This window comes from Streptomyces sp. NBC_00582 (assembly GCF_036345155.1).
GTDB lineage: Bacteria > Actinomycetota > Actinomycetes > Streptomycetales > Streptomycetaceae > Streptomyces.
Genome location: NZ_CP107772.1, coordinates 6,142,789 through 6,159,608, shown reverse-complemented (window position 1 = coordinate 6,159,608; position 16,820 = coordinate 6,142,789). Strand labels below are relative to the sequence as shown.

16 protein-coding genes are annotated in these 16,820 nt (G+C 72.5%); 11 read left to right on the top strand and 5 right to left on the bottom strand.

Annotation, left to right across the window (positions count from 1 at the left end; all coding sequences use genetic code 11):
- Positions 1–2: 2 nt before the first annotated feature.
- The 4 genes from sbnA to OG852_RS27765 are packed head-to-tail and all read right to left on the bottom strand — an operon-like array spanning position 3 to position 3,867.
- Positions 3–1,004, bottom strand: coding sequence for a 2,3-diaminopropionate biosynthesis protein SbnA (gene sbnA, locus OG852_RS27780; protein ID WP_330349305.1), 1,002 nt, complete (start codon positions 1,002–1,004; stop codon positions 3–5).
- Positions 988–1,833: a formylglycine-generating enzyme family protein gene (locus tag OG852_RS27775; protein WP_133912187.1), complete on the bottom strand. Its 846-nt coding sequence runs from the start codon at positions 1,831–1,833 to the stop codon at positions 988–990. Before OG852_RS27775 ends, sbnA begins: the two co-directional genes overlap by 17 nt.
- 19 nt (positions 1,834–1,852) lie before the next feature.
- Complete coding sequence (locus OG852_RS27770) at positions 1,853–3,466, bottom strand: DUF885 family protein (protein ID WP_133912186.1); 1,614 nt, start codon at positions 3,464–3,466, stop codon at positions 1,853–1,855.
- A gap of 23 nt (positions 3,467–3,489) precedes the next feature.
- Positions 3,490–3,867 (bottom strand): MbtH family protein, encoded by a 378-nt coding sequence (locus OG852_RS27765; protein WP_133912185.1) that lies wholly within the window; start codon positions 3,865–3,867, stop codon positions 3,490–3,492.
- A gap of 376 nt (positions 3,868–4,243) precedes the next feature.
- On the opposite strand from OG852_RS27765, the gene OG852_RS27760 reads away from it, so the two are divergent.
- The 4 genes from OG852_RS27760 (at position 4,244) to OG852_RS27745 (ending at position 8,654) form a co-directional block, all read left to right on the top strand.
- Positions 4,244–5,149: a cupin-like domain-containing protein gene (locus OG852_RS27760; RefSeq protein ID WP_133912184.1), complete on the top strand. Its 906-nt coding sequence runs from the start codon at positions 4,244–4,246 to the stop codon at positions 5,147–5,149.
- 66 nt (positions 5,150–5,215) lie between these two features.
- The gene (ectB, locus tag OG852_RS27755; RefSeq protein WP_133912183.1) at positions 5,216–6,478 is read left to right on the top strand and encodes a diaminobutyrate--2-oxoglutarate transaminase; all 1,263 of its coding nucleotides are present in this window, start codon (positions 5,216–5,218) and stop codon (positions 6,476–6,478) included.
- Between the two features lie 115 nt (positions 6,479–6,593).
- Positions 6,594–7,880: an MFS transporter gene (locus OG852_RS27750; protein ID WP_133912182.1), complete on the top strand. Its 1,287-nt coding sequence runs from the start codon at positions 6,594–6,596 to the stop codon at positions 7,878–7,880.
- Between the two features lie 18 nt (positions 7,881–7,898).
- On the top strand, positions 7,899–8,654 hold the full coding sequence (locus OG852_RS27745; protein ID WP_330349304.1) for a thioesterase II family protein: 756 nt from the start codon (positions 7,899–7,901) through the stop codon (positions 8,652–8,654).
- 78 nt (positions 8,655–8,732) lie between these two features.
- Here OG852_RS27745 and OG852_RS27740 read toward each other — a convergent pair whose 3' ends face one another.
- Positions 8,733–9,731: a ketoacyl-ACP synthase III family protein gene (locus OG852_RS27740; RefSeq protein ID WP_330349303.1), complete on the bottom strand. Its 999-nt coding sequence runs from the start codon at positions 9,729–9,731 to the stop codon at positions 8,733–8,735.
- 177 nt (positions 9,732–9,908) lie between these two features.
- Here OG852_RS27740 and OG852_RS27735 point away from each other — a divergent pair, with 177 nt between their 5' ends.
- From OG852_RS27735 to OG852_RS27705, 7 genes are all read left to right on the top strand, one after another.
- Positions 9,909–11,186, top strand: a complete 1,278-nt coding sequence (locus OG852_RS27735; RefSeq protein ID WP_133912179.1) for a lysine N(6)-hydroxylase/L-ornithine N(5)-oxygenase family protein — start codon at positions 9,909–9,911, stop codon at positions 11,184–11,186.
- Between the two features lie 14 nt (positions 11,187–11,200).
- Positions 11,201–13,393: an AMP-binding protein gene (locus OG852_RS27730; RefSeq protein ID WP_330349302.1), complete on the top strand. Its 2,193-nt coding sequence runs from the start codon at positions 11,201–11,203 to the stop codon at positions 13,391–13,393.
- Positions 13,390–13,683: a phosphopantetheine-binding protein gene (locus tag OG852_RS27725; RefSeq protein WP_330349301.1), complete on the top strand. Its 294-nt coding sequence runs from the start codon at positions 13,390–13,392 to the stop codon at positions 13,681–13,683. Before OG852_RS27730 ends, OG852_RS27725 begins: the two co-directional genes overlap by 4 nt.
- Complete coding sequence (locus OG852_RS27720; RefSeq protein WP_330349300.1) at positions 13,680–14,438, top strand: hypothetical protein; 759 nt, start codon at positions 13,680–13,682, stop codon at positions 14,436–14,438. Before OG852_RS27725 ends, OG852_RS27720 begins: the two co-directional genes overlap by 4 nt.
- On the top strand, positions 14,435–14,650 hold the full coding sequence (locus OG852_RS27715; protein ID WP_133912175.1) for a phosphopantetheine-binding protein: 216 nt from the start codon (positions 14,435–14,437) through the stop codon (positions 14,648–14,650). The genes OG852_RS27720 and OG852_RS27715 overlap by 4 nt, the downstream gene beginning before the upstream one ends.
- 64 nt (positions 14,651–14,714) lie before the next feature.
- Positions 14,715–15,980: a cytochrome P450 gene (locus tag OG852_RS27710; RefSeq protein WP_330351502.1), complete on the top strand. Its 1,266-nt coding sequence runs from the start codon at positions 14,715–14,717 to the stop codon at positions 15,978–15,980.
- Positions 15,981–16,008: 28 nt separating this feature from the next.
- The gene (locus OG852_RS27705) at positions 16,009–16,818 is read left to right on the top strand and encodes a dimethylarginine dimethylaminohydrolase family protein (protein ID WP_330349299.1); all 810 of its coding nucleotides are present in this window, start codon (positions 16,009–16,011) and stop codon (positions 16,816–16,818) included.
- The last annotated feature ends 2 nt before the right edge of the window (positions 16,819–16,820 follow it).

Below are 16,820 nucleotides of genomic sequence, written 5' to 3'. Positions count from 1 at the left end.
GCTCATGCTCCCTCGGTTGCGACCGGTGTGAGGTGGTGGGCGACCCAGTCGTCCGCGTAGACCGTGTCGGCGTAGGGGGTGCCGCTGTCGGCGCACAGGAACGCCACCACCGGCTCGGGGCCCGTGTGTCCGTCGAAGTGGCGGGTGATCGCGGCGTAGACGCAGCCGGTGGAGCCGCCCGCGTAGATGCCGTGGTCGCGCAGCAGGGCCCGGCAGCCGGCCACCTCGTCCCGCTCGGACAGCACGACGACCTTCCTGATCCAGGCGTCGTCGATGAGCGGCGGCCGGATGCTGGAGCCGATGCCCGGGATGCGCCGGCGGGCCGGCGGGGCGCCGAAGATCGCCGAGCCCTCGACGTCCACGGCGACCACGGCGGCGTCGGGGTGTTCCTCGCCGAGCCGGCGCGAGAGCCCGTTGATCGTCGCGCCGGTGCCGACCCCCACGAAGAGGTAGTCGATCCGGCCGAGGTCGTCGAGCAGTTCACGCGCCGTCAGGTCGTAGTGGCCGCGCGCGCCGTCCGGGTTGGTGTACTGGTTCGGCCAGTACACGTCCGGGAGCCGCGCGCGGAGCTCGGCGACCCGGGCGAGCCGGCTCATCAGATAGCCGCCGGTGCCGTCCGGCTCCGTGACCTTCTCCACCCGTGCGCACAGCCTCCGCAGCGTCCGCTCGGTGGCCGCGTTCACGTTCGGGTCGAGCACCGGCACGAACGGCACGTCCAGCTCGTGCAGGAACGAGGCGAGGGCGAGGGCGAAGTTCCCGGAGGACGACTCGACCACCGTGGTGCTCCGGGTGATCTCGCCGCGCCGGACCGCCTCCCGGAGGATCCAGATCGCGGCCCGGTCCTTCGCACTGCCCGTCCGGTTCTCCGACTCCATCTTGGCGTAGAGCCGGATGCCGGGGTGCGGCAGTCGCACGACGCGGGTCCTGGGCAGATCGCCCAGGAGCGCGTCCACGCGGTCGAGCAGCTGCCGGTCGATCCGTCCTGGGTCAGCGTGCGCAGACACGGAAGCCCATGTCGTAGCAGCTGTAGTCGGGCAGGTTGTAGATCCGCACCCACGCCAGGCAGCCACGGGGGTCACAGTTGTTGTAGAAGGAGCCGCCGCGGATCACGCCGAGCTCGATCGAGCCCGCCGGGGTCTTGATGACCCGCCCCGGCTTGTTCTCGTCGTACGGGTAGTGGTGGAAGCGGCTGGAGGTGATCTCCCAGACGTTGCCGGTCAGGTCCGCGTTGCCGTACGGGCCGGTCGCCTGCGGGTAGGCGTCGACGGCGGTGGTGTCGGCGACGTTCATGGTGTGGTTGCAGTGCTGCGCGGTGGGCTCCTCGTTGCCCCACGGGTAGGCGCGGCCGTCGGTGCCGCGGGCGGCCTTCTCCCACTCGGCCTCGGTGGGCAGCCGGGTGCCGGACCACTCGCAGTAGGCGAGGCAGTCGTAGTAGCTGACGTGGGTGACCGGGTGGTCGTCCTTGCCCTCCACGGTGGAGCCCTCGCCGCGCGGGGTGCGCCAGGTCGCGCCGTCGATCTCCTTCCACAGGTAGTCCTGGTCGGGGACGACGACGGCGGGGTCGCCGATCCAGACCCAGCTCCTGCCCTTCTTCTCCGCGTCGGTCACATGGCCGGTCGCCGCCACGAAGCGGCGGAAGTCCGCGACGGTGACCGGGTACCGGGCCATGCGGAACTCGGCCACGTCGACCTGGTGTTCGGGCGAGGCCGCCCGGCGCTTGCCGTCCTTGCGCAGTTCGTCGGAGCCCATGGTGAAGGGGCCGCCGGGGACGGTGACCCAGTGGTCCGCGGGGAACGCCTCGGCGGGGATCAGTTCGGCCGTCACCTCGGTCACGGATTCTCCTTACGTCGTGTCACGTCGTGGTGGATGCGGTCGGAACGAGCCGGCCGTCGAGGGAGTAGCGCCGTACGGTGGACAGGGGCGCGCCGCCACAGCGCAGCAGCCGGTCGTGGAAGGCCTTGAGACCGGCGGCCGACGCGGTCGCGCCGGCCGACTCGCGCCACCGACGGATGTGCAGCTTGCCGAGCGTGTACATGGCACCGGCGGGGTGGGCGGCCACGGCCAGCACCTCGCGGCCCGCGCGCTCGGGCGACCACGCGCACAGGGTGGCGGCCTCGGCGGCGGCGGCGCCGAACCCGCTCCGGCCGGAGTGGACGGAGAGGAACACCAGCAGGCGGGTGGCGGCCTCCAGCGCATGGCGCAGGGCGGCGACCTCCACGAGCGGGCGGCCCTCGGCGAGGCCACGCTCGATCGCCAGTTCCTCGGTGTAGTGGGCCCAGCCCTCGGTGGTCCCGGGGAACCACGGCACACACCTGCGGATCACACCGGCGTGCTCGGGGGTGGCCTCGTGGTGCAGATAGTGGCCGAGGACGACCTCGTGCACGGCGATCATCTCGAGCATCGGCTCGTTGAGGTAGTCGCGCAGCAGGGCGGGGTCGCCCGGCTCGGGGACGTGCAGCACATGCGGCTGCGGGACCGCCTCGAGCGCTCCGGCGTGGTCGAAGACGACCGCCGCCGAGGTCGACGCGTCGCGGGCGGGCCGGATGTCGAGACCGTGCCGGCTGGTGAGGGTGACGACGTCCTGCCCGGCCCAGAACTCCCGTTGCCGCTCGATGACGTCCGACAGCGCGGTGACCACCGATCCTGCCGGGAGACATGCGCTCATCAGGTCGTACGTCTCCTGCCGGCCGCGCACGCCCAGTCGTGCGGCGAGCGTGTCGAGCCGGGCCACCAGGTGCCGTACCTCCGCCTCGGTCTCGGCGAGCAGCTCCTCCACCGGGGTGTCGACCCCCTCGGCCGCCTCGAGGTGGGCGGCGAGCCGGTCGGGGCCGTACACCGCGCGGGCCGGCGCGGTGGCCGCGACCGCGTCCGCGAAGCCGGCGAACGCGGCGCCCGCCGAGCCGGCCAGTTCCCGCAGGGAGCCGTCGGCCAGATCGGGCCGCCGCGCGAGGAGCCGGTCCACGAGGCGCGGAACCGACACCGCGCGGGCCCTGGCGTTCTCGACGCCGCTGATGCGTTCGCCCGCCGGCAACGAGCGGCCGAGTGTCCCCGCCGCGGCGGCGAGGAAGTCCGGCACCTGGGCCAGGTGCCGCGTCAGGGCCGCGACCCGCTCGTCCAGGGGGGCGTACGCGCCGCGCAGATAGCTGTGGACGTCGGTCTCGGCGAGCCACAGGTCGGGCCCGCGGTGGGGCCGGCCGAGCCCGACGATGCGGAACCGTTCGTCGGTGAGGACCCGCAGGGCCGTGCCGAGGTCCGCCCGCAGCTCCGGGTCCGCGTCCTCGGGCAGCGCGTCGAGCGGGGCGCGGACCGCGGTGAGCAGACCGTCCACCTCGGACGGGGAGTCGGGTACGACGTCGGGCAGCCGGCCGTCGAGATCGTGCCGGCCCGCCCGCCGGGCGACCTGTGGATACCGCCGGAAGACATACTCGACGACGGCGGACACGGAATTCTGGGCAGCAGACGTCATTTCACTTTTCCCAGAGAAACCGACTAGGCCGTTTCAGAACCCGGGGTGTGCTCGATGACCTCGCCGTCCTCGCCGTAGATCAGGTCGTCGTCGAGGCTGGCCAGCATATTACGGAGCTCCTCCGGGGACATGGCCTTCAGTTCATCGGCGTCCACCAGCTGCGAGAGAACCATTCGACTTCCTTGTGCGATGAGAGATCCGGCATTTTCGAGGGCGTCACGCACACTCTTCGGGCGCATGTCGGTCCATTCCCGTTCGATGTGGTCGAGGCATTCCTGGCGGGGGCGGGGGCCGCCCAAGGCCGTCCATCCGGACGGCACTTCACGGACGGCCGGCCAGATCGAGTACTGTTCCTCGCCGTTTATCACCACGAGGTACTGGGCGTTCTCGTCGTCGAACATCAGATCAGAGTCTCCTACAGTCGTTCCCGATCGGAGAGCGGCGGGATGCACTATCGGCAGAGTGGGCCGCGGATATTCAACTGCCGCCCGTCCGGGTGGTCAGGAAATGCATTCTCCGCTGTTCGGCTGGGCTAGAAGCTAGGTCAGGCCGTTTCCGAGTGTCAAGAAACACGGAACGCCGGTGGTCAACTGCGGACGCCGCAATCTCCCTTGACCATATGGCCACACCTGGGAATCCTCGGACCGCGACACAAGGGCTCCCATAAGTCCCGTCGTCCGGAAGACGACGAGCTGTTCCCGGAGTGGTCACCGCACCCTGTTCGACCGACGCCGCGCTCCACTTGGACAGCAGCAGACGCGGAAGACGTGAGGAGAGATGTCAGTGACAACGACGGCCCAACCGGTCCCCGTGGACGTGCGGACCGAGCTGAGCCCCGAGGAGTTCCGCGCCGTGTACCTGGGGCGCAGGCCGGTGGTGATGCGGGGCGCGGCCGCGCACATGCCCGCGGTGTCCACCTGGTCGGCCGCCCGTCTCGCCGAGGTGGCGCCCGAGCAGCGGGTCCGCGTCAAGGTCGGCACCGTCTCCGCGGGCCGCACCGCGGTCGTCCGCCTCGCCGACTACGCCCGTGACCTCGCCGCGTGGGACGCCGCGGTCGCCCGGGGGGACGACGCCGGCGATCCGCCCGGCTACCTGCACGACGTGCCGCTGCTGTCGACGATCCCGGCGCTGCGCCGCGACCTGGAGCCGTTCCCCGCCGACTACTTCCCGGCGTTCTTCCGCGACCGGTGGTGGACGTTCACGCAGTTCTTCGTGGGGCCCTCGCACGCGGTGACCCCGCTGCACTTCGACACCCTGCTCACCCACAACCTGTTCTTCCAGATCAAGGGCTCCAAGCGGTTCGTCATGGTGGCCGACGCCGAGCGCGACAAGTGCTACACGTACAACTGGCGTTGGGCCGCGGTGGATCCGGAGGCGCCGGATCTCGACCGGTACCCGCTCTTCGCCGACGCGACGGTGCTGACGTGCGACGTCGAAGCGGGGGACGTCTTCTACATGCCGCCCGGGACGCTGCACAAGGTCACCTCGCCCGGCGCGTCGATCTCGTTCAACATCGACTGGCACGACCGCGCGAGCGCACTGCGCGGCGTCGCCGCGGTGCGCGAGGGCATGCCGCTGAAGAACCTGCGGTACAACCTGCTGTTCGCGCTCGGGGTCGTCGCCGGCCTGCCACGCGGCCTGCTGCTGCCGGGACTGCGCTCCTACTACTCCTACATCTCGTAGCGCACGCATCTCGTAGCGAAGGCCGGGCTTCGGCCGCGCTACTCCTCCGACAGGGAAGGGGCTTCCATGAGCATCTTCGACCAGCACGAGTCGGGCGTGCGGTCCTACAGCAGGCGCTGGCCGGTCGTCTTCTCCCGCGCCACCGGCAGCCGCCTGCACTCCGAGGAGGGCCGTAGCTGGCTGGACTTCTTCGCCGGGGCCGGCTCGCTGAACTACGGGCACAACAACCCGGTGCTCAAGCGGGCGCTGCTGGACTACGTCGCCAACGACGGCGTCACCCACGCGCTCGACATGTTCACCACCGCGCGGCACGCCCTGCTGGAGACGCTCGTCGAGGTGCTGCTGCAGCCCCGGGGCCTGGACCACAAGGTGATCTTCCCGGGTCCGGGCGGCGCCAACGCCGTCGAGGCGGCCCTGAAGCTGGCCCGCACGGTCACCGGCCGCAGCGAGGTCGTGCACTTCACCAACTCCTTCCACGGCGCGACGCTCGGCGCGCTCGCGGTCACCGGCAACCCCCTGCACCGCCGCTCCGCCGGTGTGCCGCTCACGGGTGCGACCCCGGTGCCGTTCGACGGCCACGACGGGCACCCCCACCCGGAGCACCTGGCGCGGCTGCTGGCCAACCCGGGCAGCGGGCTGGACCGGCCGGCCGCGGTGATCGTGGAGACCGTGCAGGCCGAGGGCGGCGTGAACGTGGCGAGCACCGAGTGGCTGCGGGCGCTCGCGGACCTGTGCCGGCGCCACGAGATCCTGCTGATCGTCGACGACATCCAGGCGGGCTGCGGACGGACCGGCCCGTTCTTCAGCTTCGAGGACGCGGGCATCGTGCCCGACCTGATCTGCCTGTCGAAGTCCATCGGCGGCTACGGCCTGCCGCTCGCGCTCACCCTGGTCCGCCCCGACCTCGACGTCTGGCGGCCGGGCGCCCACAGCGGCACGTTCCGCGGGGTGAACCCGGCGTTCGTCACCGCCACGGCGGCGCTCGCCGCCTACTGGCGGGACGACGCGCTGGAGAAGTCGACGCGCGCCCGCGGCGAGTGGGTCCGCAACGCCCTGCAGGACATCGTCAACGCCCACCCCGAGGCGGGTCTGTCCACCCGGGGCCGCGGACTTCTGCAGGGTCTGGTGGTCGGCGCGGGGGCGGCCGACGCGGTGGCCGACGAGGCGTTCGCGCGGGGCCTGCTGGTGGAGACCGCCGGTCCGCAGGACGAGGTCGTCAAGCTGCTGCCGCCGCTGACGGTGTCCGACGCGGAACTGTCCGAGGGGCTCGAGATCCTCGAGACGTCCGTCCGTGTGGTGCTCGGGCGGGCCGCAGGAGCACGATCATGAGCGCCACGCTGTTCAGTCCCCCCGTGATCCGAGACAGGAATCTGCCCGTGACCCCGCAGTACAGCGACCAGCCTCGCGTTCCCTCCCCCGCCCCGGCACGAGGGGGAGCACGCTGATGCCGAAGGAGAGGAACCGCAGCAGGCGGCGCGCCCTGTCGGAGGCGCTGGCGCCGTTCTCGATACGGGAGTTCCGCATCCTGTGGACCGGGCAGGCCGTGTCGGCCGCCGGCGGCGGGATGACCAAGGTGGCGCTGATCTTCGCCGTGCTGGCGGTGGACGGCTCGGTCACCGACATCGGTCTGGTGATGACCGCTCAGGTCCTGACGCAGGTCCTGTTCACGCTGGCCGGCGGCGTGTGGGCGGACCGGATGCGGCGTCAGGTCCTGATGCTGACGTCCGATCTGATCCGCGCGGCCGCCCAGCTCGTGCTGGCCGTCCTCCTGCTGGACGGTTCGGCCCAGGTGTGGCACCTGGCCGCCGGAGCCGCGATCTTCGGCGGCGCCCAGGCGTTCTTCGGCCCGGCCTCCCGGGGCCTGATGGCGGAGATCATGCCGCCGGAGCAGCTCCAGCGCGGCAACGCGCTGATGACGTTCTGCATCAGCGCCTCCACGGTGCTGAGCCCGGCGCTGGCCGGTGTGGTGATCGCGTTGTGGGGGCCGGGACTGGTGCTGGCCCTGGACGCCGTCACGTTCATCGTCAGCGCCGTGTCGCTGGGGATGCTGCGGCTGGCCCCGCGCACCATCCCGGCGCCCGAGACGTTCTGGCGCGATCTGGGCACCGGCTGGCGCGAGTTGTCGATCCGCCGGTGGCTGTGGCTCAACATGATCGTGCACATGCTGCAGAACCTGGCGGTCGCGGCGTACTACGTGCTCGGCCCGGCGATCGCGGACACCTCGCTCGGCGGGCCGTCCGCCTGGGGCGTCATCGTCTCGGGTTTCGCGGCCGGCGCCCTCACGGGCGGGTTCGTCGCGCTGCGGCTGGAGCCGAGCAGGCCGCTGATCGTCGGCAACCTCGCGCTGGTCCTGACCGCGGTGCCGCTGCTGGCGCTCGCGGTGCCCATGCCCCTGTGGGTCGTGGTGGGCGCGGCGTTCCTCAGCGGTGCGGCGACCCTGTTCCTGGACGCGCTGTGGCAGGCGTCGATGCAACAGCTCATCCCCGAAGAGGTGATGTCGCGGGTCGAGTCGTACGACTGGTTGATCTCCACGGTGGCCGCGCCGGCCGGCCTCGCCCTGGTGGGGCCGCTGGCGTCGCAGGCCGGGCAGGCCGAGACACTGCTGATCGCCGCCGTGATGATCGTCGTCCCGTGCTCCCTCACCCCGCTGGTGCCCGGCATCCGCGCGGTCCGGCGCGCCCCCGACGGCCGTATCACCGGACCGGTCCCGAAGCAGCCCGCCCATGTGTGAGACGACGAACGAGGAGTCATGACCGACGGACACAGTGAGTGGATCCGCCGTCACCGGGCGGCGCCCGAGGCGCCGGTGCAGGTGGTGTGCTTCCCGCACGCCGGTGGGTCCGCGAGCTACTACCGGCCGATGGCGGCGCTGTTCCCCGTGGCCGAGGTGCTGGCCGTGCAGTATCCCGGCCGGCAGGGCCGCGTCAACGAGCCGGGCGTCGCCGACTTCGCGGAGCTGACCGAGCGCACCCTCGCCGCGCTGCGGGGCGCACGGGACCGGCCGGTGGCGCTGTTCGGGCACAGCATGGGCGCGCTGCTGGCGTTCGAGGTGGCCAAGCGGCTGGAGGCCGAGGGGGCCGGGCCGCTGGCGCTGTTCGCGTCGGGGGCGCGGTCGCCGGGCCGGCCGCTTCCCGGGCACTCGCCCGCGGCGACCGACGAGGAGCTGATCACGGAACTCGCCGCGCTGGACGGCACCGACGCACGGCTGCTGGACCACGCGGACATGCGGGCGCTCGTACTGTCCGCGCTGCGCGCGGACTACCGGACGCTGGAGTCCTACCGGTACGACGGCCGTACGGTGGCGTGCCCGGTGGTGTCCCTGACCGGCGACGCCGACGGCTTCGTGCCGGTCGACGACGCGGCCGCGTGGGCGGCCCACACCACCGGCCCGTTCGACCTGCGGGTCTTTCCCGGCGGGCACTTCTATCTCGACGACCACTGGGACGGGGTGCGCACGGTGGTCACGGAGCGGCTCCGGGCGCACCTGCCGACCCCTGCGGGGTGACCGCCCCCGCACGCGTACCGGGCTGCCGCTCACACTGTGGGCGGCAGCCCGGCCGTTTGTCAGCGGGTCTTCCCGGCGTCAGGCGCCGGCCTGCCACGCGGGCTCCGTGAGGATCTCCAGCACGGCGCAGCCGAAGGCGAATCCGGTGGAGTCGCCCAGCAGCACGACCCGGTCCCCGGGCGCCGCGCCGCCCGTCTGCAGCAGATGGGTGAGTCCGACGACCGAGTCACCGCCGCTGAGCAGATGACCGACCGTGCGTCCCAGGTCCCAGGTCGTGCGTTTGTCGTCGATCCCGAACTCGGCGCAGAACTCGCGGTCGATCAGGAACCGCCCGGTGTACGGCAGGAGCCAGTGCGTCACGTCACCCGCCCGGACCCCGGCGTCGGCGAGCGCGGCCCGCACGCAGTCGCCCCTGGCCTCGGTCATCGTCCGCATCATCGACATGACGCGCCGGCGCTGCGCCCGGCGGAACTCCTCACGGCTGCCGAAGGCGTCGGGGTCGAGTGCGCTCAGCGCGCTGTACCGGCCGTCACCGACGATCTCGGTGGCGAGGAGCCGTGCGACGCCGTCCCCGCGGTCCAGGACCATCGCGGTCGCGCCGTCCGCGGGCACCCCGCCCTGGTCGTCGCGGTACCGGTCGTTCTCCCCCGCGTACCTGGCCGCCGAGGTCAGCACGGCCGTCGTGCCCGCGGACGCGTACAGCGCGCCGACCTCCAGCGAGGCGATCGCACCGTTGCAGCCCTGCCGCAGCCCCAGAGCCCGGGCCCGGCCGTCGTGGGCCATGCCCTGGACGTAGGTGGCCGGCTCCGAGACGCCCTGCGGGCCCTGCTCGTCGACGTACGCGTGGACGAACACGCCGATGGCGGCCGGGTCGACGCCGGACCGGGCGATCGCGACGCGCGCGGCGTCCACGGCCAGGTCCGCGGCGCAGGTGTCACCCGCGACCGCGATCGACTCGTACCCGTGTGCCTCACGGACCGCCGGGTCGTACCGTCCGGCCGCCACCGCGGCCTCCACCGGCTCCCCCTCCCCCAGCGCCACCGCACAGGACCGCACGTACACATCGCTCCAACGCACGAGACAACCTCCCTGATCCGTAAGGGTGTTGAGGGCGAATCAGCCCGACGGTAACGAGGTCCGTCCCGCTGCGGCACGGGTGTTCACGCCGCGCATGCGTACCTTCACTGAGCGGCGGCGCTGTGGATACGATCCCGCGACGAAACCGGACCGGACGCGACTGGAAGTGATCCCACCGTGACAGCCGCCGCTCTGCCGAACACCCGTACCGTGGATGTCGCGGGGGTCGGGTTCGGACCCGCGAACCTCGCCCTGGCGATCGCCCTCGAGGAGTCCGACGCACCGACCACCATGGCCTTCCACGAGCGGCAGGCGAGCTTCGGCTGGCACACCGGCATGCTGATCGAGGGCGCCACGATGCAGGTCTCGTTCCTCAAGGACCTCGCGACGATGCGCAATCCCGGCAGCCGCCACACGTTCCTCGCCTATCTGCACGCCCACGGCAGGATGCCGGCGTTCATCAACAGCAAGATGCTGTACCCGTACCGTGTCGAGTTCCACGACTACCTGGGCTGGTCGGCGGCGCAGTTCGACGCGCACGTCTCCTACGGCTCGACGGTCGAGGGCATCCGCCCGGTGCAGGGCCCGGACGGTCACGTCGACCTCGTCGAGGTCGTCACGCGGGACGCGGACGGCGCCCGGCAGGTCCAGCGGGCACGCAACGTCGTGCTCGGCACGGGGATGACCCCCCACCTGCCGCCGGGCGTCACCCCCTCGGCGCGGATCCGGCACAGCTCGCAGCTGCTCACCCACGGCCTCGGCACCCCCCGGCACGGGCGGTACCTGGTCGTCGGCGCGGGGCAGAGCGCCGCCGAGTGCGCCGACTACCTGCACCGCACCCACGGCGACGCGGCCGTGCACACCGTCCACGCCCGCTACGGCTACAGCGTCGCCGACGACAGCCCCTTCGCGAACGGCATCTTCGACCCGGCCGCCGTCGACGACTTCTTCCACGCCCCGGAGCAGACCAAGGAGGCGCTGCTCGGGTACCACGGCAACACCAACTACGCGGTCGTCGACCTGGATCTGAGCCAGGAGCTGTTCCGGCGCGTCTACCTCGAGGAGGTGCAGGGCCGGCCACGGCTGCACGTCCACCGCGTGTCACGGGTGCGTGCCTGCACGGAGACCGCCGACGGCGTCGAGGTGGAGGTGGAGTCGCTGGTCACCGGTGAGGTGACGCGACTGGTGGTGGACGGGGTCGTCTACGCCACCGGCTACCGGCCCGCCGATCCCCTGCCGCTGCTCGGCGACCTGGCCGACGAGTGCAAGAAGGACGAGAGCGGCGGTCTGTACCTGGACCGCGACTACCGGGTCCGCACCTCGTCGGTGCTGCGCTGCGGCATCTATCTGCACGGCGCCGGCACCGAGGGCAGCCACGGCCTGAGCGCGGGGCTGCTCTCCAACACCGCCGTCCGGGCGGGCGAGATCGCGACATCGATAATCCGCCAGACCTGATCCGGAGAGACACCATGTTCGTTCCCCCGATCTACCGGGTCACGGATCCCGCCGAGCTGCACCAGATCATCCGGCAACATCCGATGGCCATGCTGGTGAGCAACGGGCCCACCACGCCGTACACGACCCTGCTGCCGATCAGTCATCCGCCGGGCGCCGAGGATCCGGGGACGTTCGCCGGCTTCTCGCTCCTCGGCCACCTCAACCGGGCCAACCCGCACTGGCGGGCGCTGACCGGCGGCACGCCCGCGAGCCTCGTCTTCAGCGGCCCGAGCGGCTATGTCACCCCCGCCCTGTACGACACCCAGGTGGCGGCTCCCACCTGGAACTTCGTCACCGCCGAACTGACCGGTGAGGTGGTGCCGCTGCCCGAGGGCGAGGAGACCCTGGCGGTGGTCCGGCGCACGGCCGAGCTGTTCGAGCAGCGGTTCGGCCGGGGCTGGGAGTCCGGCGGGTCGGTCGACTACTTCCGCAGCATCATCGGCGGCGTCGGCGCCTTCCGCTTCGACGTCACGTCCGGGCAGGCGATGTTCAAGCTCAGCCAGGAGAAGAAGCCCGCGATCCGCGCCCGGGTCGCCAAGAGCATGCTCGACGACGGTGATCCGACCCGTCGGGCACTGGGGGTCCACATGTGCCGGACGGGACGGACGCAGCAGCCCGAGTCGACGCGGCGCCCCACCCTGTGGGGCGGGTCCGCACAACCGGAGTGCCTGCTGGACGGGCTGGTCCGCACCGTGGCCGAGCGGCCCGACGCGCTCGCCCTCGTCGACGGGGAGACCCGGCTGACGTACGCGGAGCTGTGGTCCTGGGTCGCCGAACTCGCTGGGACCCTCACCCGGCACGGCAGCGCCCCCGGCAGCCGGGTCGCGGTGACCGGCGGGCGCGGCGCGCGCACCGTCGCGGCGCTGCTCGCCACGATCGCGGTCGGCGCGACCTATGTGCCGCTGGACGCGTCGTACCCGGTGAACCGGCTCACGTTCATGCTGCGCGACAGCGGCGCGAGCCTCCTGCTGCACGACGGCCCCCGGCCGGCGATCGCCGACGAGGTCATGACCCTCGCCATCGAGGACCCCCGCGGAGCCGGCGCCGACGACTTCCGGCCGGTCGCCTGCCGGCCGGACCTGCCGGTGTACGTCATCTACACCTCCGGATCGACCGGTGTGCCCAAGGGCGTGACGATCCAGCACAGCTGCCTGGACAACATGGTGACCTGGCAGCGCACCGACTCCGTCCGGCCCGACCTGCGGACCGCGCAGTTCGCGCCCCTGAACTTCGACGTGTGCTTCCAGGAGATCCTCGGCACGCTGTGCGGCGGCGGCACCCTCGTCGTCGTCCCCGAGACGCTGCGGCGCGATCCCTTCACCTTCCTGACCTGGCTGGCCGACCATCGCGTCGAGCGCCTGTTCCTGCCCTACGTCGCCCTCCACATGCTGGCGGTGGCGGCGTCGGCCCGGGACGGCGAGCTCGGTCTGGCCCTGCGCGAGGTGAACACGGCGGGCGAGCAACTGCTGTGCACGCCGCCGATCCGGGCGCTGTTCGAGGCGCTGCCCGGGGCCCGGCTCGGCAACCACTACGGACAGAGCGAGTCCGCGATGGTCAGCTCGTACGTCCTGCCCGCCGACCCCGCCGTGTGGCCGTTGCTGCCGCCCATCGGCCGGCCGCTGCCGGGCTGTGAGCTGCTGGTGGACCCCGCCGACCCGGAGGACCCCACCACCGGCGAACTGCTCGTCGCGGGCGCCCCGATGTCCCTCGGCTACCTCGGACGGCCGGAGCTGAACGCCGAACGGTTCGTCACCGTCGAGCCGACCCCGCGGGGACACACCGAGGCCTTCCGCACCGGTGACCTGGTGCGCGTCGAGGACGGCCTCGTGTACTTCCTCAGCCGGCTGGACCACGACGTCAAGATCCGCGGCATCCGGGTCAACCTGCTGGAGATCGAGGCCTGTCTGATGCAGCAGCCCGGTGTCGCCACCGCGGTCTGTGTGGCCCTGGAGCCGGTCCCCGGCTCGCGTCAGCTGCGCGCCGCCGTCACCCTGCACCCGGACGTCACCGAACCCGGCGACCTGCGCGCGGCGCTGGCCGAGCTGCTGCCGGAGGCGTCGGTGCCCGCGTCGGTGACCGTGCTGCCCGGGCTGCCGCGGACCCCGAGCGGCAAGATCGACCGTGACTCGGTCGCCGAGTCCCTGGCGACCGGAGCCGACCGATGACGGCCGAACCGCTCGCCGGCGCCACCACCACGGGCGGGCCCGCCCCGGCCGGGGCCACCGGGCCGTACGGGCCGCGCATCGCCGAGCTCTGGTCGGCCGCGCTCGGCACCCGGGTCACCGCGGCCGACCACCACTTCTTCTCCGGCGGCGGCGACTCCTTCCAGGCCGCGCTGGCCACCGCGACGGTGCGCCGCGAGTGGGGGCTGGACATCACCGTCCAACTCCTCATCGACCACCCGGTGCTGGCGGACTTCGCGGACCGGGTGGCGCGGCTCGTGGACGAGCGGTGACGGCTCACGTCGAGCACGCCGTGGCCGGACCGGACGCGCGGGAGCCACGGGAGACGGTGCTGGTCCTGGACTATCCGGGGCGCCGGCCGGAGGCCCCGGTCACCGCGCTGGGGCTCGACGGCATGGTCCCGCTGCTGACCGACCCGCTGCCGGCCGCGGGCACCGGCCCCGCGTACGCGGCCCTTCTCGACGACGGCCCCGGTCCCCTCCTGGCGTACTGCGCCGCGTCGGCGATCGCGGTCCGTCTCGCCCGCCGGTCCGGGCGGCCGCGCCCCCTGGTCCTCCTCGATCCGATGCCGACCACCGACGACGACGTCGCCCGCGCCTACGCCGACGCCGTCGCCCAGGTGCCGGGGGCCGACGAGCCGCCGGTACCGGTCGGGGAGCTGCCCGCCGCACCCGAGCCGTTCCTGGCGGCCGTACGCGAGGACCTCACGCGGCGCGCGCGGACGGCCCTGCGGGCGCAGGGGCTCGGCGACGACACGATCGCCGGACCGGTCGCGCACTTCGCCCGGCAGCACGTGTCGTATCTCGCCTATCTGCTGGCGGCGCGGGGCGCGCTGCCCAGGGAACCCGTCGGGCCGATGCTCCAGGTTCTCTCCCGCGACCACCCCGACCACCGCGACTGGCTCCCCGACGGGGAGCTGACCACCCTGCGCGTCGACAGCGACCGCGCCGGGCTCACGGCCCACGCATCGACCAGGACCGGCGTCGTGTCGTTCCTGTCCGCGACTACGAGGAGGCACCGGACATGACGGGCGAGGAACTGCAAAGCGCGGTCCGGACGATCTGGCGGGAGGTGCTCGGGGCCGACGTGGCCGACGACACCGACTTCTTCGACGCGGGCGGCACGTCGTTCGCCGCGCTGCGCATCGTCGCGATGCTCGACGACCGGCACGGGACCCCGACGCCGGTGAAGGTGCTGTTCGACAACTCCCGGTTCGCGGACTTCGTCGCGGCCATCTGAATCACCCGAGACATCTGCGTATCCGGAACATCCGGGCATCGAGGAGCAGGGGGCATCCTTGTCTGTGCCGTCCACGGTCGACCTGTTGGATTCGTCGCTGTACGCGTACGGATACCCGTACGAGGTGTGGCGGACCATGCGGGAGGCCGGTCCCGTGCACCACCGGGTGGCGAGGACCGGCTCGCGGTTCTGGGCCGTGGTGGGGCACGAGGCCGGCCGACAGGTGCTGACCGACTGGAAGGTCTTCACCTCCACCCGCGGCACCACGCTGCGCGCGGACGACAACTCCGCTCCCTACCCCGGCGCCGGCAAGATGCCGGTCCTCACCGATCCGCCCCGGCACACCGATCTGCGCAGGGCCGTCGCCCGGCTGTTCACGCCGAAGGCCGTGCGGCAGCTGGGCGCGCTGGCCCGCGAGGTGGCGGGCTCCCTGCTGGCGGAGCTGCGGGAGCGGGGCGGCGGCGACTTCGTCACCGAGGTCGCCGCGAGGTTCCCCCTCCTGGTCCAGGCCGAGATGCTGGGCATCCCTCCCGAGGATGTGCCGATGGTCCTGCACGCCACGGGCCGCTCCGTGGAGGACGCGGACGACGCGGCCGCCGGCCACCACGAGGTGATGACGTACTACCTGAAGGCGCTCGGCGCCCGGCGGGGACAGGCCGGCCCGGACCTGATCGGCACGCTGCTGGCGGCCCGCGCCGGCGGTCTGCCGCTGTCGGACGAGGAGATCGTGCTCACGTGCGACAACATCGTGGTGGCCGCGAGCCAGACGGCCGGGCACGCCGCGAGCGGCAGCCTGCTGGCCCTGCTGGAGCACCCGGCGGCCTGGGAGGCGCTGCGCGCGGGACGGGTCGGTGCCGACACCGCCGTGGAGGAGCTGCTGCGCTGGACCGCTCCGGCCACGCATCTGATGCGTACCGCGGTGTGCGACACCGACCTCGCGGGCACCACGATCCGGGCCGGTGACGCGGTCGCGGTGTGGATCGCCGCCGCCAACCGCGACGGCGCCGTCTTCGCCCGCCCCGACGCACTGCTCCTGGACCGCCGTCCCAACCCGCATCTGACCCTCGGCGCCGGCATGCACTTCTGCCTCGGTGCAGCCCTGGTCCGGGTGCTGCTGCGGACGCTGCTGGAGGAACTCACCCGCGCCGACGCCTCCCTGGCGCTCGCGGGTCCGCCCGGCTGGCAGTCCACATGGGTGGTCAACGGCCTGCGCTCGCTGCCGGTGACGGTGGTCCCCGCCGAAAAACGGGCCCCGAGGCGAACGGTCGTGATCCACCACGGACTCGACGGGGCCGCCCGCCCGGGCACGCCGTCCGTCCCGCTGCCGTGACCGGTCCGACGAGCCCAGGGAAACCACTGTGAACAGCGAACTCCTCGTCTCCGACGCGCGCCACTTCCGGGTCGACTACGAGATCAACCCCTATATGGACACCGCGGTCCAGCCCGACACCGAGGCGACGCTCGCCGAGCACCGGGCCATCGTGACCGCGCATCTCGCCGCCGGCCGCACCGTCGAGACCCTGCCGTCCGCTCCCCAGTGCCCGGACATGGTCTTCACCGCCAACACCGCCGTGGTCCGCGGCGGGCGCGCCGTCCTGGGCTGCCCGCCGCCCCAGCGGAAGGCCGAGATCCCCTACGTCGAGGAGTGGCTGACCGGCCGGGGGTTCGAGGTCGTCGAGGCGCCCCACGCGTTCAGCGGCCAGGGCGACGCGCTGTCCTGCGGCGATCTGCTGCTGACGGGGTGGGGCCAGCGCACCGACGAACGGATGCTCCCGGTGCTCGCCCGGGAACTGGACTGCGAGGTGGTGCCGCTGCGCACGGTGTCGCCGCGCTGGTACGACCTCGACCTGGCCGTCGGGGTCGTCGACGCGGACACGCTCGCGTACTGCCCCGAGGCCCTCGACGCGCCGAGCGTGCGGACCCTGCGCGGGCTCGGGATCGAGCTGATCGAGGTGTCCCCCGAGGAGGCGGCGCGGTTCGCGCTGAACCTCGTCAGCGACGGAACCACGGTGACCATGGCCCGGGGCGTGCCGCGTCTGGCCGCCGCACTGCGCGACCGCGGTCTCGCGGTGGTCGAACTCGGCACCACCGAACTGGCGAAGGGCGGCGGCGGCATCCGCTGCACCGCCCTCACACTGGACAACCCCCCGGCGAAGCCGAGGGGTTGAGC

Excerpts from the sequence above, each read along its gene's own strand:
- OG852_RS27730 (WP_330349302.1), top strand. The coding sequence starts at position 11,201 with ATGTTCGTTCCCCCGATCTACCGGGTCACGGATCCCGCCGAGCTGCAC.
- OG852_RS27765 (WP_133912185.1), bottom strand. The coding sequence starts at position 3,867 with ATGTTCGACGACGAGAACGCCCAGTACCTCGTGGTGATAAACGGCGAG.
- ectB (WP_133912183.1), top strand. The coding sequence starts at position 5,216 with ATGAGCATCTTCGACCAGCACGAGTCGGGCGTGCGGTCCTACAGCAGG.
- OG852_RS27745 (WP_330349304.1), top strand. The coding sequence starts at position 7,899 with ATGACCGACGGACACAGTGAGTGGATCCGCCGTCACCGGGCGGCGCCC.
- OG852_RS27715 (WP_133912175.1), top strand. The coding sequence starts at position 14,435 with ATGACGGGCGAGGAACTGCAAAGCGCGGTCCGGACGATCTGGCGGGAG.
- OG852_RS27725 (WP_330349301.1), top strand. The coding sequence starts at position 13,390 with ATGACGGCCGAACCGCTCGCCGGCGCCACCACCACGGGCGGGCCCGCC.
- OG852_RS27750 (WP_133912182.1), top strand. The coding sequence starts at position 6,594 with ATGCCGAAGGAGAGGAACCGCAGCAGGCGGCGCGCCCTGTCGGAGGCG.
- OG852_RS27760 (WP_133912184.1), top strand. The coding sequence starts at position 4,244 with ATGTCAGTGACAACGACGGCCCAACCGGTCCCCGTGGACGTGCGGACC.
- OG852_RS27770 (WP_133912186.1), bottom strand. The coding sequence starts at position 3,466 with ATGACGTCTGCTGCCCAGAATTCCGTGTCCGCCGTCGTCGAGTATGTC.